This is a genomic window from Stenotrophomonas sp. STEN046, from assembly GCF_056759755.1.
On sequence record NZ_JBRRDR010000021.1, the window covers coordinates 32,926 to 54,609 of the forward strand.

A 21,684-nucleotide genomic window follows, 5' to 3' on the forward strand; every position below is an offset into this window, starting at 1 on the left:
TTTTCAGGGTTTGACGGCGAGGGTGACCAGGCCCAGTTCGGTGGCGCCCTGCGCACGGCCGTTCTGTGCGGCGGTCGCCGGCCAGGTGAAGGGCACCTTCAGCAGCTCGCGGCCGCCGACTTCGCGCACCGCTTCCACCACCAGGGTGTAGTTGCCCGGGGCCAGCTGCTTGAGCGCAGGCTGCTTGTCGTTGAACGACAGCGCGTGCTTGCCGGCCGGGCGCGTCGGGCCGGTCACGCCGTCCACCGGCACCTGCAGGGTGCGGCCGCTCTTGCGCCACCACTGGCGCAGGTCCGGCAGCCACTTGGTGCCGTGGCCTTCGCTGTTGCTGGTCTGCTGGTACCAGACCGAGAGGTTGGCGGCGACCTTCTGATCGGCACCTTCCAGCCACACCGCCACATACGGGCGGTGGTATTCGGCCACGTTGAGCTTGGGCACTTCGACGTTGATGTCGAGCGTGGCGGCATAGGCCGGCGAAGTGGCCAGCAGGCCGCTGAGGGCGATGGTCAGGGTGACGCGCATTGGGCGGCTCCGGGGAAACAAAGGGGAATCACGGGGGGTGTCAGTGAATCAGCAGCAGGGCGATCAGCAGCGGGATCATCAGGCCGAGGCCGACCAGCGGCCAGGTCATGCGTCGCTGCCGCGCATGCAGGTGCAGCAGGAACAGGCCGGTGATGCAGAACACCAGGCAGGCCACGGCGAACAGGTCCAGGAACCAGCCCCACGCCGGGCCAGCGTTGCGGCCCTTGTGCAGGTCGTTGAGGTAGGACACAGCGCCGCGCGAGGTGGATTCGTACTCCACTGCGCCGGTTTCGCGGTCGATGCTCAGCCAGGCATCGCCGCCGGGGCGCGGCAGCGACAGGTAGATTTCTCCGGCCGACCATTCGGCCGCTCGGCCGCCGATGGCGATGCCCAGGTGTTCATCCAGCCATTGCCGGGCCGGGCGCGGAATCGGTGCGTTGCCGTCCGCGCGCGCGCCGAGCTGTCCAAGCAGATCGGCCGGCAGTTCCAGCTGCTGGTTCTGCACCTGCGGTTTTGCCTCGATCTTTGCCGCATGGTTCAAGGTGATGCCGGTCACCGAGAACAGCAGCATGCCGATCAGGCAGACCGCCGAGCTGATCCAATGCCAGTGGTGCAGCGTACGCAGCCAGAAACCGCGGCTCTGTTGCTGCTGCACGGTAGAAGAGGCGGGACGGCTCACGGCATGGTTGAAGGCATCTGGAGACTATTCATTACACCATTGATGAGAATTGCTCGCAATTGGATGTCGTTGTGTATCCCGTGCGCCAGGGTGCCCTGGTAGATCCACGCCGTGGGTGGATGAAACGGCGCCGACCAAGGTCGGCATCTACCAGGGGACTACCGCTCGGTCGTGGGCTCAGAACTTCGCGTTGAGCGAGATCCAGTAGCTGCGACGCTGGTCCTTGGTGGCGTAGTCGTCCACGCAGTTGAACTCGCTGGGGTTGATCAGAAGGCAGGACTGCGACACGAAGTTCTTGTCGAACAGGTTGTTGACCCGCGCGTTGACCGTCAGCCACGGCGTGGCCTTCCAGCTGCCGCCCAGGTGGAAGATCGTGTAGTCCTCGTAATAGCGGGTGTTGCTGACACCGGCAGCGTCGAGAATGGTGTCGCGGTAGCGGTCGTAGCGTCCCTCGCCGATCAGTGACAGGCTGATGGCATCGTTGAGCTGCCAGTTGAGGCTGGCATTGGCCATGTGTCTGGCCGGGGTGGTGCCGGTGATCGGCAGGCCCTTCTGCGGGCCGGCGGTCTGCTCGCTCCTGGTCCAGGTGTAGTTGCCGCGCAGCTGCAGGTTGTCCAGCAGGTCGACGTGCGCGGCCAGCTCGGCGCCACGGGTTTCGGCCTTGTCGATGTTCACGCTCTGGGTGAAGGTGCTGTAGCCCAGCGATGCCCAGCCCGGCCCGATGTCCACGCAGTATCCGCTGCCGGCCGGGGCCACTTCGCAGTTGGGGAAGGTGCCGCCGCTGGCGATCTTGTCTTCGAACTTGTTGATGAAGCCGGTGACGTTGAAGCCCCAGCGCTGGCCCTCGTAGTAGGCGGCCAGCTCGTAATTGGTGCTGGTTTCCGGCTTCAGGTTGGGCGAGCCCACCAGCGGCAGCACGCCCTGGCCACCGAATCCGGTGATGCCGGGGAACAGCTGGTCCGGACGCGGGGTCTTGTAGCCGGTGCTGACACCGCCCTTGAAGGTCCACGCGTCGCTGGCGTTCCACACCAGGTAGCCGCGCGGGCTGACGTGGCTGCCGAACACGTTGTGGTCGTCATAACGCACGCCGAAGGTGGCGGTGAGGGTGTCGGTCAGCGACCAGTTGTCCTCGGCGAACAGCGCCCACATGCGGTGCTTCTGCTTGGCGTTGCTGCGGTAGCCGGCGCCGTCCATGCCGAACACGCCGTCGACCATGTCGGTATCGTTGTACTGGCCACCGACGGTCAGCTTGTGCGCGCCGAAATCCAGGTCGAGCATCGTGTCGAGCACGTAGCCTTCCAGTTCCATGGTGCGCAGCGGACGCGGCAGGAACGCCTGCAGGCGTGCCTGTTCGCTGGCATTGAGTGCGCCCAGTGCGTTGTTGCGGCCGGCGGCACAGTTGTTGGCCGCACCGGTACGCCGGCAGACGTCGTTCCACAGCGTCTGCAGGTCGCCGCGCTCGTCCAGGGTCAGCGGCAGCGAGCGGCCGAGGTTGTTGCTCTTGCTGTGGGTCAGCGAGGTCTGCCAGGTGCCGAAGCTGTAGCGGCCCTGGTGGGTCAGCGACAGCTGGTCGCGCTCGTAGCGCTGGTAGGCGGTATAGCCCACGCGTGGCTGCACCACGCGGCGGGTGACCGTGCCGCTGCCGTTCGGGTTGGGAATGACCGCGTTGCCGACGCGCCACAGGCTGGCCAGGCTGTCGAGGGTGCCGGTCTGGCCTTCGCTGTTGTCGTACTTCTGTCGCGACACGTCGTAGTCCAGCCACAGTTCGTGGTCGTCGTTGACGTGGAAGTTCAGGCGCACACCGGTGGTCCAGTTGGTGTTGGCGACCGACTTGCCGCCGCCGCCAAAGCCGATGCTGCGTTCCCACAGCGTGCCGTCAGGCAGGGTCAGCGCATCCCATTCGGGGTTGGATGCCTTCGCATCGTAATAGCTGCCGCGTACTGCCAGGCCGATACGATCCTTGACCAGCGGGCCGCTGAGGTACACGTCGGTGGTGCGCGTATCGCCGAACTGATCGTCCTGCTGCACGGTGAAGCCCTGGGTGACCGCGCCGTGCCAGCTGTCCTGGTTGCGGCGGGTGATGATGTTGATGACCCCGCCCATGGCGTCCGAGCCGTACAGGGTGGACATCGGGCCACGCACCACTTCGATGCGTTCGATCGCGTCCAGCGGTGGCAGGTAGGCGAACTGGCCACCACCGAAGTTGTTCGGGTAGATCTGGCCGACGTTGCTCTGGCGGCGGCCGTCGATCAGCACCAGGGTGTATTCGGAGGGCAGGCCGCGCATGGAAATGGTGGCACGGCCGTTCTTGTCGCTGGCTTCCAGACCGACGTCGATGCCTTCGACATCGCGCAGTGCATCGACCAGGTTGGTGTAGGGGCGCTTGCTCAGTTCCTCGCGGCTGACCACGCTGATGCTGGCCGGGGCGTCGACCACTTTCTGCTCGAAGCCGGAGGCGGTGACCACGACCTTGTCCAGGGTCTGCGGGGCGCCAGCGGCGTCGCCGTTGGCAAAGGCGGGGGCGGCAACGGCGGCCAGCACGGCGCTGGTCAGCAGGTGGCGGGACAGGGGCGAACGACGACGATGGCGCTGAGCCATGGCAGTTTCCTTGAAGGATGCAATGCGGTGCGATGCCGGCGCAGGAGGCGCGGCAACGGCGGGGATGCCCGGTCAGGGGCGGCAGGGGTGAAGCAGGCAGCGGCGTGGCGGGGTGACCGCGCAGGCGGTCACGGCACGCCGTGGATCAGGCGAGCGGCGGCGCCTGGCCGCGTTGCTGGCGACGCCCGGGCGCCTCGGCCCAGGGCGTGTCTGGAGCGGCCAATGGCCAGTCCGTGCGCACACCGGGCGATACCGGCGTGGCGGGCAGCAGCTTGAGTTCGGTCTGCAGCCATTGGCTGGCCAGCAGCAGGGGCGGTGCCGGCGCATCGGCCGGCCTGGCCGGGGCCGAAGCGCAGCGGCGCAGCTTGGCCGGGGCTTCTTCCTGCAGCGGCGCTTCGCCGCCGCGTTCTTCCAACGGCTGCTGCAGCGCCTGCGCGGCGGCGCCGGCATGGGCCATCGGCAACAGCGGCAGGGTCCCCATCAGCAGCACCAGCATCGCCACCCACGCCAGCAGGCTGGCCAGTGCAGGACGACGACCGCGCATGGCGGTGCCGAGCTGTACGAGCCGAAGCGGGCGAGGGCGGAGCGGGTGCAGCACGTAGAACCCCAGGCTGGCCGGAACATCCGGCGTCAACGGGGCGTGATTGTAATGAGAGCTGTTAGCGGTTGCAAATGAGAATGATTGCCAAATTGTCGCAGGACCGGTCCGGGCGGCTCAGACCTCGCTCCAGCGGCGCAGCAGGTTGTGGTACACGCCGGTCAGCTGCAGCACCGCCGCGGCATCGGCGCCGGTCTGGCGCAGGCGCTCGATCGAGGTGTCCATTTCCCACAGCAGGCGGCGCTGTGCGTCGTCGCGGATCATGCTCTGCACCCAGAAGAACGATGCCACGCGTGCGCCCCGGGTGACCGGGTTGACCTGGTGCAGGCTGCTGGAGGGATACACGATCAGGTCACCGGCCGGCAGCTTCACTTCGTGCTCGCCGTAGGTGTCGCTGATGATCAGTTCGCCACCGTCGTACTCGTCCGGTGCGGACAGGAACAGCGTGCAGGAGATGTCCGAGCGCAGCTGCTCGCCGTTGCCGAGATTCATCACCGCCCCGTCGACATGGAAGCCGTAGGTGCCGCCACCGGTGTAGCGGTTGAAGCGCGGTGGCAGGTACTTCAAGGGCAGTGCGGCGGCAAAGAACAGCGGGCTGCGCTTGAGCGCGGCCAGCACCACGGGAGCGAGCGCGGCCTTCAGCGGTGAAGCATCAGGCAACTGTTCGTTGTGTTTGACCTGCGCACCCTGTGCGCCAACCGTTTCGCGTCCGTCGGTCCAGTCGGCAGCGTCCAGCCGCTGGCGGATATTCGCCACTTCTTCAGGTGCAAGCACGTTGGGGATGTGCAGCAGCATGGCGGTTCCTCATCGATGCGCGGGGGAGGTGGGCTCCCCCGCGCCATGACATCAGAAGCGGACGTCCGCGCTGAGCAGGAAGGTGCGCGGGGCGCCCGGGGTGTAACGGTAGCCGCTCTTGTTGATGCTGGCCACGTACTGCTTGTCGAACAGGTTGTAGCCGTTCAAGCGCAGCGAGATGGTTTCGTTGATCGCCCAGGACACGACCGCGTCGTAGACGACGTACGACCTGGTGAACGACGGGGTACCCACCGCGCCATCGGTGCCACGGTGCATGCCGCCGGCATAGCGCACGCCGCCGCCGATGGTCAGGCCGAAGGGCAGGGTGTAGCTGGTCCAGCCGGTGAACGTGTCGGCCGGGGTGTAGGTCAGGTTGGTGGTGCCATCGGCGGCCACCTTGGCACCTTCCTTCACTTCGGTGTCGAGGTGGCTGTAGCCGGCGCTCACCGACCAGTTGTCGGTCAGGCGACCGACTGCGGAGAGCTCCACGCCCTTGACCCGCTTGCTGCCGGTCTGGGTCGGGTTGCCGGCATCGTCGAGCACCGTGGTGTTGATCTCGTTGTCCACGTCGGTCTGGAACAGCGCCAGATTCACCGCCAGCGCGTCATCCAGGAACGCCCACTTGCTGCCCACTTCGAAGGTCTTGGCCTTCTGCGGGTCCAGCTTGGGGTTGTCGGCGCTGCTGGCCGAACTGCTCAGCTGGAAGTTCGCACCGCCCGGCGGCTGCTGCGAGACGGCGTAGTTGGCATAGATGCTGACCGTGTCGCCCACTTTGTACAGTGCGCCGAGCTTCCAGTTCAGCAGCGTGTCGGATACTTCCAGCGTCGGATTGCGCAGCACAGTGCCGGTCGGATTGCTGCCACACACCGGGCCACCACGACCGCCGCACACCGATGCGCTGGCGTACTCGGTCTTGTAGTGGTCGGCGCGCACGCCGGCGGTCAGCAGGAAGCTCTCGCCGAAGGACAGGGTGTCGAACAGGTAGGCCGAGGACGTGGTGGTCTTGCCGTGGGCATCGGCGCCATTGTGCGCCCAGCTCAGGCCGCCCACGTTCCAGTCGGGGTTGTACAGGTTCGCTGCCGGCCAGGTGGTGCCGCCGGTGGTGGCCTGCCCGTAGCTGTCCAGCTCTTCGCGGGTGAACTCCAGGCCGGTGCTCAGCGCATGGCCGACGCTGCCGGTGGTGAAGTCCGCGCGCAGGTTCAACTGATCGGTGAGTATGGTGTTGCGCTGGTCCTTGAAGGTCGGCAGGCTGCGCGCGATCGTGTAGGTCGAGAGATCGGCCGGATTGGTGTAACTGATGTTGCCGGTCGGGCGGCCATTCGCACCGCGAACGCCGGTACCCATGAAGGCGGTCAGCAGGTAGTCCTGTTCGGTGCGGCCCCAACGCGCGGTGTTGGTCAGGCGCAGGGTGTCGCTGAAATCATGTTCGAAGCGGAACGTGGCCATCTTCGCGGTCACGTCGTCGTGGTCTGCACGCGTACCGTAGAAGTTCTCCGGGTTCACCGGGTGACCGGCCAGTGCTTCCAGGGTCGGCTGCGCGGTCCAGCCGGGCAGGCCCAGGGTCGGCACGCCGCCATCGGGCACGTTGTCCTGCTTCACGTACAGCAGGTTGAGGTAGTAGCGGGTGGCGGTGCCCAGGCCGAAGGCCAGCGACGGCGCAATGCCCCAGCGCTTGTTCTGCACGTGGTCGCGGCCGGGCTGGTCGCTGTCCTGCCACATGGCATTGACGCGCAGCGCGCTGGTCGCACCCAGCGCCTGGTTCCAGTCACCGGTGGCGCGTCGCTGCTGGTCGCTGCCGAGCGAAACGCTGGCCGAGGTTGCGTCCTGCAGCGTGGCCTGCTTGCTGACCAGGTTGATTGCACCGGTCGGTGCGGAGCGGCCGTTGTCGGTGCCGGCCGGGCCTTTGGTCACTTCCACCTGTTCGATGTTGAACACATCGCGCGAGATCGAGCCAAGGTCGCGCACGCCATCGACGAACAGGCTGTTGGAGGTGTCGAAGCCGCGCATGAACAATGCATCGCCGGTGGTGGTGTTGCCGTTTTCACCGGCATAGAAGGTGCCGACGCCCGGGCTGTTGCGCAGTGCCTCGGTAAGAGTGGTGGCGCCCTGCTGGTTGAACAGGTCGCTTGTGATGATCTGGATGGTCTGCGGAGTGTCCTGCAGGCGCTGTGTGAACTTGGGCGAGGCAACCTTGTCGGCCTTGTAGCCGCGAACGGCGTGCACGTCGACCTTGTCCAGGGTGCGGGCGTTGTCAGTGGCTTCGGCGTGGGCCAGCGCAGGCAGCGCGGCCAGGCCGAGGCCGGCAGCGAGGCTGGCGGTGGCCAGCGGCAGGGTACGAAGCGGCGAAGCGTGCTTGCGGCTCTTGATCGGGTTCATGGGCGTCTGCAGAGAAGGAACAGGAAGGAGCCGCCAGCGCGGGGCAGCGCGGCAACAGGACGGGAAAGGGGAAGGCGGTTCAGCGGCTGCGCAGCGCGCAGAAGAACGTCAGGCCAGCTGCGCAGGCGGTGCGTGCGAGGGAGGCTGGCGACGATCGGTCGCGGGCACCGGCGGATCAGGCATCGCCGGCGTAGGAGCGTATGCGGGGGCATGCTCCGGGCGCTGCAGGCACAGGCGCCGCAGTGCCGGCGGTTTGTCACCGCGGCTGCCTTCTGGCTCGGATTCCGCGCGCTGCATCGCGTGCTCGTGCGGCAACGCGTAGGGGGGCGAAGACGGCGCTGCATCCTGCGCGTAGGCGCCGGGCGCATCACCTGTCGGCGTGCTCCGGCCTTCATGCAACGCCGACCAGCCCAGCAGCAGCGTCAGCAGCGCAGCCACGAGCAGCGGCCACCCCTGGCGGGCGAGCTGGCACAGCGTGGCGGTGGGCGCGGGCGAAGCCATGGCGCAGGCGGAGTCGTGACGAAGATGTTACTTAGCATAACACCAACGATAATGATTCGCATCTGCGCGATGGGCGGCCGGTCCCGGACGGGCCTTCGGGGCCCTGTATGGCCCTGCAGAGCCGGCCGGTGGATCCACCCCACGGGTGGACGCTGTGGACTCTAGTCGCGGTCGTCGCGGGTCCAGATCGCGTCGTGCTCGCGCTTCACCGGGAACTTGGGCACCGCGGTGTAGGCCGGGGCGCACAGGGCGCGGCCATCGCGCACGTCGAAGCGCGCACCGTGCAGCACGCACTCGACGCTGCCTTCGCTGGTATTGAACTCGCCCGAGGACAGCTCGAACTCTTCGTGCGTGCACTGGTCTTCCAGGGCATACAGTTCGCCATCGAGGTTGAACACCACGATCGGGGTGCCGGTGACCTCATCGAACACGCTCTTCATTTCACCGGGCAGCAGTTCGGCGCCGGCACAGACGAAGGTCCAAGCCTCGCTCACGCGGTGGCTCCGGCCAGCGGCTTTTCCAGGATCTCGAAGCGCAGGTCGTCGCGCTTGGGGATGCCAAAGCGCTCGTCGCCATACGGGAACGGCTTCTTGATGCCGGTGCGCTGGTAGCCGCGGCGCTCGTAGAAGGCGATCAATTCGTCGCGCACGTCGATCACCGTCATCTGCATCACCGGCACCGCCCATTCGCGCGCGGCGTGGGCTTCGGCCGCGTCCATCAGCTGCTTGCCGACGCCGCCGCCCTGCTGGGCCGGGTCGACCGAGAACATGCCGAAGTAGCCCTTGCCGCTGTCGTCGGCAACATGGGCGCAGGCCACCAGCTGGCCGTCGCGCTCTGCCAGCAGGATGGTCGAGCGCGGGCGGTCCAGGTCACCCTGGATGCCGGCGGCATCGATGCGGGCGCCGTCCAGCAGGTCGGCTTCGGTGGTCCAGCCGACGCGGCTGGCGTCGCCGCGGTAGGCCGAGGTGACCAGGGTGATCAGGGCGGGGATGTCGGCCGACGTGGCGGCGCGGAAGGTCAGGGGGCTCATGGGGGCATTTTAGGCCCCAGAAGCCGATCGGGGGAGGCCGGGCCGCGCAGCCACGAGATCAGAATGTGAGCCTCGCTTGGCCGCGTTGACGCCGGGCCGGCCTGGAAACAGAATCGATGGCAGCTTTCTACCAGCCTTCCAGGCGCAGATGAGGCGATTCTGTACTTTGTTGCAGTCACTTCTGCGGATGAAGCGGGCCGCGGAACGGGGGGGGCTGTCAGTGGGGCATCGGAGCCATATGCCCTGGCGCACCTGGGCTGTCTGCGCAGACGGCTTTCGTAGACGCTGAGGAGAAGGGACATGGATGCAGCGAGGGGTCTTGAATGTTGAAGAAGGAGCAGCTGCTCGATCAGCTGTATCGCATAGCCGGCAGGCTCACTGATCGCCCTGATCCTGCAAGCTACGCACTGGTTGCCAGGTCAATGTTCGATTCCGATGCCGAGGTGCGGGAACGTGCCATCTTCATTGGAGCACTGCGTTGGGCCGATCCGGTGATGTTGTCCTGCGTTACAGGCATGCTGACCCTGGGATCGGAGCCTGTTGATGACAATCGGAGGCTTATGATCGAAAGCGTTGTATCTGCCGCGCTGCGCGGAAAGTTGGAACCTGCTGCCATTGAGGCTTGGTTGCGGGTCATTCTCACAAAGGGCTCTGCTGATTCCCTGCAGGCAAAGGCGGCCTACGTCGGCATCCTTCGCTTGCAGGGGAGGATGTCGATTGCGGAAGCTGCAGCTATCGATTATGAGACCTTTGTTGTGGACCAAGAGGGCATTGCCTGAGAGCGCATGTACGGGTCATTCAATGAACAGATGTGTTCGTATTTCTCATGCTCGTCGAAAGGCCATTGAATGGAGAGTGGCAGGTAATGAGTGAGGATTCAATTCAGTTTCCAATTACCGGTCAGTTTCCCATTACCGGGAGGGCGGTTGCTAGTGCACTCGGGTTGTTCGCAGGCCCTGGAGATCTCTGGGAGGTTTCAGCTATTGAAACATTAACTTCATTGGATGAAGTGCTTCTGGGGGATGTGTGGAGGCGCGTGGCGGCGGGGGACAGGGTTTTCGCTACTCAGGATATTTGTTCAGCACTGGCAATGGCCGATCAAGTGGTTACTCTGTATGTTCGTCTGATTGGCAATGACAGTATTTTCCTCCACATTGATGATGGCATTGCGGCCTCTGATGACGAAACTCAGGACGGCCGCTAGATGATGATGGGCTGGACGGCATTGGGGAGTCCGGTCGCTACGGGTGCCATTTCCAGATTGAGGGGGCTTTGCAGGTGACAGGTTGGCAGTTCTGCGGACTTCATTCTGTAGTCCCGTGCAAAACGGGCTGAGGGTGGGCGATCTTCTGCAGTATTAAATCAAAAAAATTTAAGAAGAAGTCAACGATCCAGGTGGCAGGGAGCGTCGCGGGAGTGAGGCGCGCAGCGCCGTTAAGCTTGTGGGCGTATTAATTAGAAGAATAGAATCGGTAAAGGTGAGGTAATGAAATCTCTTTCCCATTCTGTTGCTTTGTCTTTGCTGCTCGCTGGTTGCGGGAGCGGAGGGCCCCAGGACGATCGATTCTCCCGGAATGAGAAGTCTGAAGAAGCGCCAAGTTTGGTCCTTTCTGAAGAAGAGTTGAAACGTCAGATTTCGATGGCTGAAAATGGGAGCGCGGAGGCTCGTCTAAGGCTCGAATGGCACTATTCGACGCGTGGCGATATGGAGCGATATCGTTACTGGCTTGAGGAGGGAGTCGCGCGAAGGGACGTCAGTTCAATGCAGCGATTGGCCCTTTTTCTGTCACTGGAGCAAGGCGGGGGGGATTGTAAGCGCGCGATGCAAATCCTTGAGCAAGGCTTGCGCCTTGATCCGCCGGAGACAACGCGTGCACTGATGGAGGCAGATCTTCAGAGGTTGCGCCATGAACGGATTGGGATTCCGCCTTGCGGGGCGGGGTTCTCCAACTAGGGGCCGCAATTTACGCGTATGCCCATAACAATTCGTACGAATTCAATGATCCAGACGGGCGGTGTGGAGCGGCTCTGGCTCGGACTCGAGGTCACTGGATGTGCTGGTTTTGAGAGAAAAGCTGCTCTTCGCTCAGAGGTGTTCACGTGAAGAAGATTGGATTCGTGGCTTTCGTGGTGGTACTTGCATGCCAATTAGCTGCTTGTCAAATGCCTGCAGAAGATCATGCGTCGCACAGAATGAGCTGCGGAGAGGCGGTGCAGAATGCGTGCAGAGTGACTTTCAGGGCGCTCGCAAACGACGCTAGTGGATTCAATGGCCGCATTATTCGAGTTGAAGGTTATCTTTCCGTTTCACGGGATCTATTTGTCTTGAGCTCAAGCAAGGAGCTTTATGAGGCAGGAGTGACCGACGAGACTTCTATCCGAATTAGAGGTCCGATGGATGTCCAAGAGCGCATCTTTCAAGAGCATGCTTACTCTTGGGTGTCAGTGATTGGAACCTTCAGGGATAGAGAGAAGACTGGAACAACCGAGGATCTATTGCTCGGGGAGATCTTCGCGCCTCTTGATGTGCAGTCGTTGAGGTGGCCAGTGGAAGTGGAGCGTGCAACCTTCGGAGACGTGTTGCTTAATCTTGAGGACATCAAGTGACTTTCGATCTTGCTTGCTCAGTCCGAGGAGAGTTACGCCTGCCGTGCTGCAGCAAGTTGGAGAGGGCATGATGCGTGAGAGCAAGGTCAAGATGAAAGAGAGCAGGAGTCCGTGAACTACAATGGCAAGGATTTCAATGTCGCCATGGACCTGCTTTCCAAGGGTAAGGCGGGGGACGCTCTTGCTTGTGCAGAATCCTTGATTGAATCGGAAGTTGAGTCCAAACGATTGGATGGATATCTATGCCGAGGGCTGGTGTATGAGGACGGCGGGGAAGGAGTCTGTGTGGATCTTCACGTCGCTCTCGATAGCTATCGGCGTGTCTCATTGATTGCCCCATCCTCGATTGCCTTTTCAAATCTGGCGAGAGTGTCCATAAAACTCAAGGATTTTTCGAGGGCTGCTAAATACTTGGGAACTGCTGCTGAATTTGAAATGACTCCTGAGGTCGTTCTTGGGTTTGCATTGTTCCATGAAGAGTCTTCTCCCTTCGATGGGAAGGCGGCGAAACGGCTATATATTCGGGCAGCATGTAAGGGTAGATTTGCTGGATTCTTCGGTTATTCACGGGTTGCGCGAAAGCTGGGTGAGCGTGGCAGGGCATTTGCAGTTGATTGCATTCGCGTACTGCTCGGTCCAGTCATTGCATTGCTCGTCGGGAAAAAATCTCAGTATCAGTTTTGACGGCTGCTGATCGGAATTATCGACGATGCGCTCGTTGCTCTGGATTTGCGATGAAATGAGATGCAGGGATTGAGGCTCAAGGCGCGTTTTGGCTGTGGTTGGCTTCACATGAGTAGTGGAAGCTGAAATGGTTGTTGCCCTGAATGCATGTGTGAAATTCCCTCTTGTCGACCTGAGGGTGCCGGTTTCGTAGCTGCACTCGATGAAGTGCTCGTCTTCTTGCGTCTGTCCGCATCCCTGCGAACGCGGAAGTAGAGTTCCATCCGGTACGTGGCATTGTCGTCGGGATACCGATGTGCGTACTGAGTATGGAAATCAGGCATCAACGTCGGCGATGCTCATCCAGCGATTGGCATTGCATGAAAACAGAAACGCCGCGGTCTCCCGCGGCGTTCTCGTCTTTCAAGCGGTTGCTGAAAACTCACGCCAGCAATTTCCGCACCTTGGTCAACGCAGTCATGAACCGCTCAATCTCTTCGTGCGTGTTGTAGAACGCCAGCGACGCACGGCAGGTGGCGGCAACGCCGTAGTACTGCAGCAGCGGGTGCGCACAGTGCTGGCCCGAACGCACGGCCACGCCTTCCAGGTCCAGCAGGGTGGCCAGATCGTGCGCGTGCGCGCCGTCGATGAGGAATGACACCACCGCTGCTTTTTCGGGTGCTTCGCCAATGATGCGCAGGCCATCAACCTTGCGCAGTTCTTCGGTGAAGTGCGCCAGCAGTTCGGCCTCGCGTGCTTCCACGTGGTCCAGGCCGATGTCCTGCAGGTAATGCGCGGCCACGCCCAGGCCGATGAAGCCGGCGATGTTCGGGGTGCCGGCTTCGAACTTGTGTGGGGCGTCGTTGAAGACGGTGCCGTCGAAGCTGACTTCCTTGATCATCTCGCCGCCGCCCAGGAACGGCGGCATCGCGTCCAGGTGTTCGCGGCGCGCCCACAGCGCGCCGGTGCCGGTCGGGCCGCACATCTTGTGGCCGGTGATGGCGTAGAAGTCGCAACCGATGGCGGTGACATCGACCTTGCGATGCGGTACGGCCTGCGAGCCATCGACCACGGTGACGATGCCACGCTTGCGCGCTTCGCGGCAGATCTCGCGCACCGGGTTCACGGTGCCCAGCACGTTGGACACGTGGGCCACCGCCAGCAGCTTGACCTCGGGGGTCATCGCCGCGCGCAGCGCATCCAGATCCAGCGCGCCGTCGGGGGTGATCTCGGCCACGCGGATGGTCGCGCCGGTACGCTGGGCAACCAGCTGCCAGGGCACGATGTTGGCGTGGTGTTCCATGCGCGAGACCAGGATCACGTCGCCGGCCTTCAAGCGCGGCAGCGCCCAGGAATAGGCAACCAGATTGATCGCGAAGGTGGTGCCGCTGCACAGCACCAGGTCGTTGCTGCGTACGTTGAGGAAGCGCGCCAGCGTGTTGCGCGCACCTTCGTAGGCGTCGGTGGCCTCGGTGCCCAGTGCGTGCACCGCACGGCTGACGTTGGCGTTGTAGCGGCGGTAGAACTCGTCCACCGCGCCGATCACCTGCACCGGCTTCTGGCCGGTGTTGGCGTTGTCGAAATACACCAGCGGCTTGCCGTGCACCTCACGCATCAACAGCGGGAAGTCCAGGCGCACGCGCGCCCAGTCGGGTGCGTCGGTGCGTGCTTCGATCGGTCGCGGGGTGGACAGGTTCATGCCACGCCCGCCTCGGCCAGCGCCTTGTCCAGGCGGCGTGCCAGCTGCTCGCGCAGCGCATCGGGCAGCACCTTCAGCGGCTCGTGGCAGAACGCGGCGCTCAGCAGCGCCTGCGCCTGGGCCTGCGGCAGGCCGCGCGAGCGCAGGTAGAACAGCGCGTTGGCGTCGAGCTGGCCGACGGTGGCACCGTGTGCTGCCTTCACTTCGTCCGCGTCGATCACCAGCGTCGGCTGGGTATCGATCTCGGCGTCGGCCGACAGCAGCAGGTTCTTGTTGGACAGGTTGGCATCGGTACCGTCGGCGCCAGCACGGATCTGGATGCCACCATGGAACACCACGCGGCTGCGGCCGGCGGCAACGCCGCGCCACTGCAGCTCGGCGCCGGTGTCGCGGGCGATGTGGTCGATGCCCAGGCGGGTATCGACGTGGCGACGGCCATTGCCGAGCAGCACGCCATTGGCGGTCAGCTGGGCATTGTCGCCTTCCAGGCGCACGTTCAGTTCGTGGCGGCTGAGCGCGGCGCCCAGCTCCAGGTCCACGCGGTGGTACTGCGCATCCCGGGCGAGCACTGCGTCGGTGCGCAGGAAGCTGGTCTGGCGCGCGCTGCCGGCCTGAACGCGGGCGTGCTTGAGCACCGCATCGCGGGCCACGTGGGCGTGCAGCACGGTGTTGTCCAGGTGCGCCGAATCGCCCACGCTGAAGCGGTGCTCGACCACACCCAGGCTGGCGCCGGTACGCAGTTCGATCAGGTGACGATGGTGCCAGGCCAGATCGCTGTCGGCGGCCACGCTGGCGAACACCAGCTGCACCGGCACGTCGACCTGCACGTCGGCATCCACGCGCAGCACCACGCCTTCATCGGCAAGGGCGGCATTGAGGCGGGCGAACACTTCATCGCTGTGCTCGTAGCGGCGGCCGAGGAAGCGCACGGCATCCTCGCCTGCAGTCAGCGCCGACGACAGCGTTTCCAGCTGCACGCCGGCGGGCAGGCCCTGCACGTCGCTCAGCGCATCGTTGAGGCGGCCGTTGACGAACACCAGGCGCGGCGACGGAATGTCGTCCAGCAGCGCGGCATCGAGCAGCGTCGGGCTCAGCGGTGCCGGTGCGAACGCGCGGCGCTCCAGCTGGCGCAGCGAGGTGTACTTCCAGGTTTCGCTGCGGGCGCCGGGCAGGCCGTCGCGCAGCACGCTGTCGAGCACTTCGCGGCGCGCATCGCTGCCGCCGAAGGCCTGGGCCATCGAGTCGAGCAGGGCGCTCATCAGACCGCCGCCTCGGGCACGACCCGGTCCTTCAGGAAGTCATAGCCGTGCGCTTCCAGTTCCAGCGCCAGCTCCGGGCCACCGCTCTTGACGATACGGCCATCGGCCAGCACGTGCACCACGTCCGGCTTGATGTAGTCCAGCAGGCGCTGGTAATGGGTGATGACCAGGAACGAGCGGTCGGCGCTGCGCAGGGCGTTGACGCCGTCGGCGACGCTCTTCAGCGCATCGATGTCCAGGCCCGAATCGGTTTCATCCAGGATGGCCAGCTTCGGCTCCAGCACGGCCAGCTGGAAGATCTCGTTGCGCTTCTTTTCGCCACCGGAGAAGCCTTCGTTGACGCCACGGTGCAGCAGTTCGTCCTTCAGGTGCAGCACGGCCAGCTTCTGCCGCACCAGCTTGAGGAACTGCATGGAATCGAGTTCTTCCTCGCCGCGTGCCTTGCGCTGGGCATTGAGCGCCGCACGCAGGAAGTAGGTGTTGTTCACGCCGGGGATTTCCACCGGGTACTGGAACGCCAGGAACAGGCCGGCGGCGGCGCGCGCTTCCGGGTCCTGGTCCAGCAGGTCGGTGCCTTCGAACTGCACACTGCCTTCGGTCACGTCATAGCCATCGCGGCCTGCCAGGACATTGCCCAGGGTGGACTTGCCGGCGCCGTTGGGGCCCATGATGGCGTGCACCTGGCCGGGCTTCACTTCCAGCGACAGGCCCTTGAGGATTTCCTTGTCGCCGATGCGGGCGTGGAGGTTTTCGATCTTCAGCATGGTCATGACTTGGTAGTTTTCTGGGCTGCGGGGTCGATGCGGACGATCTGCACAGAACCGCCGTCGGACTGCCCGGATTGAGCGGGAAGGGTGGAGAAGATCACGATGATTTCTTCACCGTGTTCTTGCAGGCAGGAGGTTGGAAGCGAGGCCTGCCGGATGGATTCGGCCGCAGCGCGATCCAGGCTGCGGTTACGCGACGTCAGCAACGGCACGATCGAGTCGAAGCTGCCGTCCGCTCGGGCTCGCACCAGCATCGAGAACTCCCCCGGCGTGGAGATGACCGTGCCTGCAGGCAGCGTGACGGGGGTGCTACCCCGCAGGTCTTCAGGCGTGCACGCTGCATTTGCGACGGCCCAGGGCGAAAGGCCCAGCAGGACCAGGGCAGGTAAAGGCGCGCGCATCATCCGACGCTGCCTTCCAGCGAGACTTCCAGCAGCTTCTTGGCTTCCACTGCGAACTCCATTGGCAGTTCGCGGAACACCTGCTTGCAGAAGCCGTCGACGATCATCGACACCGCGTCTTCCTGGCTGATGCCACGGGCGCGGCAGTAGAACAGCTGGTCGTCGGAGATCTTCGAGGTGGTGGCCTCGTGCTCGACGGTGGCGCCGGGGTTCTTCACCTCGATGTAGGGGAAGGTGTGGGCGCCGCACTGCTTGCCGATCAGCAGCGAATCGCACTGGGTGTAGTTGCGCGCGCCGTCGGCATTGCGGTCGACCTTGACCAGGCCGCGGTAGGTGTTCTGGCCGCGGCCGGCGCTGATGCCCTTGCTGATGATCTTGCTCTTGGTGCGCTTGCCGACGTGGATCATCTTGGTGCCGGTGTCGGCCTGCTGGCGGTGGTGGGTCAGTGCCACCGAGTGGAACTCACCGACCGAGTCGTCGCCCAGCAGCACGCAGGACGGGTACTTCCAGGTGATCGCCGAACCGGTCTCGACCTGGGTCCAGGTGACCTTGCTGCGCGCGCCACGGCATTCGGCACGCTTGGTGACGAAGTTGTAGATGCCGCCCACGCCGTTCTCGTCGCCCGGGTACCAGTTCTGCACCGTGGAGTACTTGATTTCCGCATCTTCCAGCGCGACCAGCTCGACCACCGCCGCATGCAGCTGGTTCTCGTCGCGCATCGGCGCGGTGCAGCCTTCCAGGTAGGACACGTACGCCTTGTCCTCGCAGATGATCAGCGTGCGCTCGAACTGGCCGGTGTGGCCGGCGTTGATGCGGAAGTAGGTGCTCAGTTCCATCGGGCAGCGCACGCCCTTGGGAATGAACACGAAGCTGCCATCGGAGAACACCGCCGAATTGAGCGCGGCGAAATAGTTGTCGCCGACCGGGACCACGGTGCCCAGGTACTGCTTGACCAGCTCCGGGTGCTCCTTGATCGCTTCGGACATCGAACAGAACACGATGCCCTTTTCAGCCAGTTCCTTGCGGAAGGTGGTGCCCACCGAGACCGAGTCGAACACGGCGTCCACCGCCACGCCGGCCAGCTTGGCGCGCTCGTGCAGCGGCACGCCAAGCTTGTCGTAGGTGTCGAGCAGTTCCTTGGGCACGTCATCCAGCGAGGCGTACTTCGGCCCCTTCGGCGCGGAGTAGTAGCTGAGCGCCTGCAGGTCGATCGGGGCGATCTGCAGCTTGGCCCAGTTCGGCATCGGCATGGTCAGGAAGTGGCGGTAGGCGTCCAGGCGCCACTGCGTCATCCATTCCGGCTCTTCCTTCTTGGCCGACAGGGCACGGATGGTGTCCTCGTCCAGGCCGGCGGGAAGCGAATCCGATTCGATGTCCGTGATGAAGCCGGCCGAATACTTGCGGCCGAGCTGCTCGTGGATCTCGCGGTTGGGGGTGTCGTCGCTGGCGACGTTTTCGATGGTTTCGGTGGCCATGGGGGGCTGCCTACGGATCAGGAGACGACGTCGACAGCGATGGTGCGGCGCTGTTCTTCGTCGACAAGGGGAAGGGGGGGCAGGATCTGCGCCAGGCTGACATCGCGCAGGGCCTCGGAGACCACGTCGTTGATCAGCCGCCAGCTGCTGCGCGCGCCGCACTTGGGCGCCATGCCGCACTGGTGGTGGTCGTGGCTGCACTCGGTCAGGGCCAGCGGCCCTTCCATGGCTTCAACCACTTCGAACAGCGAGATCTCGATCGATGGACGGGTCAGCCGGTAGCCGCCGCGGACGCCGCGCAGGCCCTCGACCAGACCGGCCTGCGCCAGCGGCTTGAGTACCTTGCTGACGGTGGGCGGTTCCAGACCGGTGAATTCGGCCAGCTCGGTGGCACTGAGTACTTCGCCCGGACGGGCGGCAAGCACGGTCAGTACAACGGTGGCGTAATCGGTGAGTTTGGTGACGCGCAGCATGGCGATGCGAGTGGTTCTTAAAGCGGACTGAAATTGTACGCTTTTATTCGCCGGCATCCAACCCGGCCATTCAGCGGGCGCTTGGGGCCGGGCCGAGGGTGCCAATGCTGGGGCATGGGGGTGATTTTCGCAATCACCCGGAATGGGCGAGAATCAACCTTCCTTTCGCTGCAGACCTCCCTTGCCGATGCCCAAGAAGATCCAAGCCCGCAAGTCCGCCATCCACGGCAACGGTGTGTTTTCCGTGGCCCCGATCAAGCAGGGCGAGCGCGTGATCCAGTACAAGGGCCTGCTGCGCAGCCATGGCGATGTCGATGCCGACGACAGCGGTGACGTGGAAAGTGGTCATACCTTCCTGTTCACGCTGAACGATGACTGGGTGATCGACGCCAATTACAAGGGCAACGACGCACGCTGGATCAATCACAGCTGCGACCCGAACTGCGAAGCGGTGATCGAGGAAGACGAGGACGGCGACAGCCGCGGCGACAAGGTCTTCATCGAGGCCCTGCGCGATATCAAGGCCGGCGAAGAGCTGACCTACAACTACGGCATCACCCTGGCCGAGCGCCACACGGCCAAGCTGAAGAAGATCTGGGAGTGCCGCTGCGGCTCACCCAAGTGCACCGGCACGATGCTGCAGCCCAAGCGCTGATGGGGTGGCGCCGGGCCATGCCCGGCGAGCGCGTAACGCGGGAACATCAAAAGCCGCCGGGCATGGCCCGGCGCTACCGGGATACACCTGCACCTGCCGTGCACGGCTGGGTCACCGCGGTCCAATGCCCATTCGTCGACCCTGTGTGCTCCCTATCCCGGAGCACCCGACATGGCACAGCGTATCGCCGGCAAGCAGGTCGCCATCCTCGCCACCCACGGCTTTGAGCAGTCCGAACTGATTGAACCCAAGCGCCTGCTGGAAGCGCAGGGCGCCATCGTCACCGTGGTGTCGCCGGCAAAAGAGGCCAGCATCAAGGGCTGGAAGGACAAGGACTGGGGCGGGGTGGTAGCGGTGGACCTGCCGCTGGCAGACGCCGATGCCGGTCGCTTCGATGCGCTGGTCTTGCCCGGCGGGGTCATCAACCCCGATACCCTGCGCACCGATGAGGCCGCGTTGGGTTTCATCCGCAGCGTGGCGGAGGCCGGCAAGCCGGTGGCGGCCATCTGCCATGGCCCCTGGCTGCTGATCAACAGCGGGCTGGCCAAGGGCCGCGAGGTGACCTCGTGGCCTTCGCTGCAGCAGGACCTGGCCAATGCCGGTGCGCGCTGGCGCGATGCCGAGGTGGTGGTGGACGGCAACCTGATCACCAGCCGAAAGCCGGACGACATCCCGGCCTTCAGCGAGGCGGTGGTGGACGCACTGGCCGCGTGATGCGTTGCCGCCGGGCACGGCCCGGCGCTACCGTTACTTGCCCAGCAGGCCTGCCGGTACCAGGTTGCCAAGGTTCTGGTTGAAGGTGACCACCAGCTTGCCGTTCTTCACCTGTGCCGACTGCACCTGCAGTGCGCCGAGCACGCCGGCCATGGCCGGGTCCAGCTTGTAGATCGGCTCGCGCTGGGCATAGTCACTCAGCCAGGCGTTGAGCAGGCCGCGGGTGCGTGAATCGAGGCGGCCGCCCTGGTTGGCCGGGGTGAAGTCATCCACGCTCGGCTGCTGCAGGTGGAAGCCCTGGGTCTGCGCGTCATAGCGCAATGCGCTGCTGAGCTTCACCGTGCCCAGCTTGGCCGGCGCGCTGCCGGCGGTGGCCAGTGCCACGTCCATGCCCAGGTTCAGGCGTTCGCCGGCCGGCAGGCTCAGCTGCGGGTGGCTCATGGTCAGTGCGATCAACCCGCCGAGGGCGTCCTGGGTGCGTGGGAAGCTGCCATCCAGGTACTGCTGCACGTCGCTGGCGCCCACCGCCAGTTCACGGCCGGAAATCGAAGGGGCCGCCTGCGCACCGATCGCTGCAGCGATCAGCACGGTGGAAGCGGCGAGGCGGGTCATCAGGGATCGCAGGCGCATGGCGGTGACCGGGAAAAGGATCGAAGAGGCCTACAGAGTAGCTTTGCCTGCTGAATCGTGGGTACACGCCGCTGCAACGGTTCAGTCCAACGTCGGTTGCAGCCGCGCGGACTGGATCTGCCAGGTGCGGCCGTCGGCACTGGGCTGTACGCGGTACCAGCCGTGGTAACGGAAGGTGCCCGCTGCGGTGGTCGCACGCACCTTCACCGGTATCTCCAGCAGGTGCGGCGGCCGTGCATCGTCGCGTGGCAGGGCGACATCACTGTCCATGCGCAGCGTGCGCACGTCCGGCAGGACGCGCAGCACCGCGTCATCGGCGTGGCGTGGGTCGGCGGGGGCGTAGGTCCACGCGGCATTGCTGCGCGCCAGGTCCTGGTTGAGCAGTGCCAGCATGTAGCCGTTGAGCATCGCTGAAGGTGTTTCACTGCCGGCCGCGACCGCGCCATACAGTGGGTCGATGGCGAGGGTTTCCATGGCGGGCGGCTGTGTGGGGGCGGGCGCGGGCGCCACCGCATCAGGTGCAGCAGCGACGCCCGGCGACACCGGATCCGGCGGCGGCGCCGGGCTGGAACAGCCCAGCAGGAACAACGGGATCAACCCGGTCAACACGATGCGCATGGCTGCCTCCTCCCCGAGGCGACCTGGAGGGCGGCAGTGTATCGGTTGCCCGTGGCTCAGCGCGAGGAAGGCAGCTGTTCCAGCGCGTCCAGCGCCGGCAGTACCTGCGCGGCGATCGCCGCCAGCGCGTGGCCATCGGTGTCGGCGTGGCGCTGCACGATGTCGCGCAGCAGCTGGGTGGCCACCACCAGGGTGGCGCGTTCGTCGCCACTCAGGCCGGCAGTGCGGGGGGCCGATTCAAGCAGCCGCATCAGGTCGCGGCTGGCGCGGTGCTCCAGTTCGATGGTGCAGCGCCCGGTGCACGGGTGCCCGTCCTTTTCGATCGGGGTCACCGAGATCCGGTAGCGGGTGGAGGGGCTGGCCATGAGGGGTGCTCGCGCTGGTGGGAGGAATGTCACCACCATAGGCAAGGCATCGCCCGGCGGCGACGGCCGGCGCTGCACGCAGTGTTCCACCCGGTTCGTTGCTGCACTGGAAAAACAGCGGCGCGGCCATGCGCAGCGGGCCTGTGCGGGGATTGGCCGGGCGCTGGAAACGCTGTGTTGCGGGGTGTGCGTGGGAGCGCATCCACGCGTGGCGTGGATCTACTGCACAGCGTGCGCGGATGCGCGGCAAAAAAAAACG

General features: G+C 64.7%; 25 protein-coding genes. 7 read left to right on the forward strand and 18 right to left on the reverse strand.

Annotated elements, in window-relative coordinates:
• Positions 1-3: 3 nt before the first annotated feature.
• The 9 genes from ACVOLJ_RS11650 to ACVOLJ_RS11690 all read right to left on the reverse strand — a co-directional run bounded on the left by ACVOLJ_RS11650 (position 4) and on the right by ACVOLJ_RS11690 (position 9,099).
• A complete protein-coding gene (locus ACVOLJ_RS11650) occupies positions 4-522 on the reverse strand; it encodes a DUF2271 domain-containing protein (protein WP_475277640.1) in 519 nt (172 codons plus the stop codon).
• A 40-nt stretch (positions 523-562) separates the two neighbouring features.
• Positions 563-1,201 (reverse strand): PepSY-associated TM helix domain-containing protein, encoded by a 639-nt coding sequence (locus tag ACVOLJ_RS11655; protein ID WP_481564180.1) that lies wholly within the window; start codon positions 1,199-1,201, stop codon positions 563-565.
• 177 nt (positions 1,202-1,378) lie between these two features.
• The gene (locus tag ACVOLJ_RS11660; RefSeq protein WP_481564181.1) at positions 1,379-3,799 is read right to left on the reverse strand and encodes a TonB-dependent receptor domain-containing protein; all 2,421 of its coding nucleotides are present in this window, start codon (positions 3,797-3,799) and stop codon (positions 1,379-1,381) included.
• 145 nt (positions 3,800-3,944) lie between these two features.
• Positions 3,945-4,343, reverse strand: coding sequence for a hypothetical protein (locus ACVOLJ_RS11665; protein ID WP_481564182.1), 399 nt, complete (start codon positions 4,341-4,343; stop codon positions 3,945-3,947).
• Between the two features lie 171 nt (positions 4,344-4,514).
• The gene (locus tag ACVOLJ_RS11670; protein WP_481564183.1) at positions 4,515-5,192 is read right to left on the reverse strand and encodes a Fe2+-dependent dioxygenase; all 678 of its coding nucleotides are present in this window, start codon (positions 5,190-5,192) and stop codon (positions 4,515-4,517) included.
• Between the two features lie 51 nt (positions 5,193-5,243).
• Positions 5,244-7,568: a catecholate siderophore receptor Fiu gene (locus ACVOLJ_RS11675; protein WP_475277645.1), complete on the reverse strand. Its 2,325-nt coding sequence runs from the start codon at positions 7,566-7,568 to the stop codon at positions 5,244-5,246.
• A 108-nt stretch (positions 7,569-7,676) separates the two neighbouring features.
• Complete coding sequence (locus ACVOLJ_RS11680) at positions 7,677-8,069, reverse strand: hypothetical protein (RefSeq protein WP_475277646.1); 393 nt, start codon at positions 8,067-8,069, stop codon at positions 7,677-7,679.
• 161 nt (positions 8,070-8,230) lie between these two features.
• Positions 8,231-8,563 carry a non-heme iron oxygenase ferredoxin subunit gene (locus ACVOLJ_RS11685; protein ID WP_475277647.1) on the reverse strand — a complete coding sequence of 111 codons (333 nt, stop codon included), beginning with the start codon at positions 8,561-8,563 and terminating at the stop codon, positions 8,231-8,233.
• Positions 8,560-9,099: a GNAT family N-acetyltransferase gene (locus ACVOLJ_RS11690; RefSeq protein WP_475277648.1), complete on the reverse strand. Its 540-nt coding sequence runs from the start codon at positions 9,097-9,099 to the stop codon at positions 8,560-8,562. Before ACVOLJ_RS11690 ends, ACVOLJ_RS11685 begins: the two co-directional genes overlap by 4 nt.
• 323 nt (positions 9,100-9,422) lie before the next feature.
• Between ACVOLJ_RS11690 and ACVOLJ_RS11695 the strand changes: the two genes are divergently transcribed.
• The 5 genes from ACVOLJ_RS11695 (at position 9,423) to ACVOLJ_RS11715 (ending at position 12,390) form a co-directional block, all read left to right on the forward strand.
• On the forward strand, positions 9,423-9,878 hold the full coding sequence (locus tag ACVOLJ_RS11695; protein WP_481564184.1) for a hypothetical protein: 456 nt from the start codon (positions 9,423-9,425) through the stop codon (positions 9,876-9,878).
• Positions 9,879-9,964: 86 nt separating this feature from the next.
• The gene (locus tag ACVOLJ_RS11700) at positions 9,965-10,303 is read left to right on the forward strand and encodes a hypothetical protein (protein WP_481564185.1); all 339 of its coding nucleotides are present in this window, start codon (positions 9,965-9,967) and stop codon (positions 10,301-10,303) included.
• A 282-nt stretch (positions 10,304-10,585) separates the two neighbouring features.
• Complete coding sequence (locus ACVOLJ_RS11705) at positions 10,586-11,053, forward strand: hypothetical protein (RefSeq protein ID WP_481564186.1); 468 nt, start codon at positions 10,586-10,588, stop codon at positions 11,051-11,053.
• A 146-nt stretch (positions 11,054-11,199) separates the two neighbouring features.
• A complete protein-coding gene (locus tag ACVOLJ_RS11710; RefSeq protein WP_481564187.1) occupies positions 11,200-11,706 on the forward strand; it encodes a hypothetical protein in 507 nt (168 codons plus the stop codon).
• A 111-nt stretch (positions 11,707-11,817) separates the two neighbouring features.
• A complete protein-coding gene (locus ACVOLJ_RS11715; protein WP_481564188.1) occupies positions 11,818-12,390 on the forward strand; it encodes a hypothetical protein in 573 nt (190 codons plus the stop codon).
• Between the two features lie 421 nt (positions 12,391-12,811).
• Here ACVOLJ_RS11715 and ACVOLJ_RS11720 read toward each other — a convergent pair whose 3' ends face one another.
• The 6 genes from ACVOLJ_RS11720 to ACVOLJ_RS11745 are packed head-to-tail and all read right to left on the reverse strand — an operon-like array spanning position 12,812 to position 18,443.
• Positions 12,812-14,068 carry a cysteine desulfurase gene (locus tag ACVOLJ_RS11720; protein ID WP_481564189.1) on the reverse strand — a complete coding sequence of 419 codons (1,257 nt, stop codon included), beginning with the start codon at positions 14,066-14,068 and terminating at the stop codon, positions 12,812-12,814.
• Entirely contained in the window at positions 14,065-15,327 is a 1,263-nt protein-coding gene (sufD, locus tag ACVOLJ_RS11725) for a Fe-S cluster assembly protein SufD (RefSeq protein WP_481564190.1), read from the reverse strand. Before sufD ends, ACVOLJ_RS11720 begins: the two co-directional genes overlap by 4 nt.
• Positions 15,327-16,091 carry a Fe-S cluster assembly ATPase SufC gene (sufC, locus tag ACVOLJ_RS11730; protein WP_475277657.1) on the reverse strand — a complete coding sequence of 255 codons (765 nt, stop codon included), beginning with the start codon at positions 16,089-16,091 and terminating at the stop codon, positions 15,327-15,329. Before sufC ends, sufD begins: the two co-directional genes overlap by 1 nt.
• Before the next feature lie 2 nt (positions 16,092-16,093).
• On the reverse strand, positions 16,094-16,498 hold the full coding sequence (locus tag ACVOLJ_RS11735; RefSeq protein WP_481564191.1) for a hypothetical protein: 405 nt from the start codon (positions 16,496-16,498) through the stop codon (positions 16,094-16,096).
• On the reverse strand, positions 16,495-17,970 hold the full coding sequence (sufB, locus tag ACVOLJ_RS11740) for a Fe-S cluster assembly protein SufB (protein WP_475277659.1): 1,476 nt from the start codon (positions 17,968-17,970) through the stop codon (positions 16,495-16,497). Before sufB ends, ACVOLJ_RS11735 begins: the two co-directional genes overlap by 4 nt.
• A gap of 17 nt (positions 17,971-17,987) precedes the next feature.
• Entirely contained in the window at positions 17,988-18,443 is a 456-nt protein-coding gene (locus ACVOLJ_RS11745; protein WP_025873978.1) for an SUF system Fe-S cluster assembly regulator, read from the reverse strand.
• Between the two features lie 187 nt (positions 18,444-18,630).
• Here ACVOLJ_RS11745 and ACVOLJ_RS11750 point away from each other — a divergent pair, with 187 nt between their 5' ends.
• Positions 18,631-19,098 carry an SET domain-containing protein gene (locus tag ACVOLJ_RS11750; RefSeq protein WP_010483549.1) on the forward strand — a complete coding sequence of 156 codons (468 nt, stop codon included), beginning with the start codon at positions 18,631-18,633 and terminating at the stop codon, positions 19,096-19,098.
• 171 nt (positions 19,099-19,269) lie between these two features.
• Positions 19,270-19,812, forward strand: coding sequence for a type 1 glutamine amidotransferase domain-containing protein (locus ACVOLJ_RS11755; RefSeq protein ID WP_481564192.1), 543 nt, complete (start codon positions 19,270-19,272; stop codon positions 19,810-19,812).
• A 33-nt stretch (positions 19,813-19,845) separates the two neighbouring features.
• Here ACVOLJ_RS11755 and ACVOLJ_RS11760 read toward each other — a convergent pair whose 3' ends face one another.
• From ACVOLJ_RS11760 to ACVOLJ_RS11770, 3 genes are all read right to left on the reverse strand, one after another.
• The gene (locus ACVOLJ_RS11760; RefSeq protein ID WP_475277661.1) at positions 19,846-20,442 is read right to left on the reverse strand and encodes a YceB family lipoprotein; all 597 of its coding nucleotides are present in this window, start codon (positions 20,440-20,442) and stop codon (positions 19,846-19,848) included.
• 81 nt (positions 20,443-20,523) lie between these two features.
• The gene (locus tag ACVOLJ_RS11765; RefSeq protein ID WP_481564193.1) at positions 20,524-21,060 is read right to left on the reverse strand and encodes a hypothetical protein; all 537 of its coding nucleotides are present in this window, start codon (positions 21,058-21,060) and stop codon (positions 20,524-20,526) included.
• A 56-nt stretch (positions 21,061-21,116) separates the two neighbouring features.
• Entirely contained in the window at positions 21,117-21,425 is a 309-nt protein-coding gene (locus tag ACVOLJ_RS11770) for a DUF3861 family protein (protein WP_475277663.1), read from the reverse strand.
• Between the last annotated feature and the right edge of the window lie 259 nt (positions 21,426-21,684).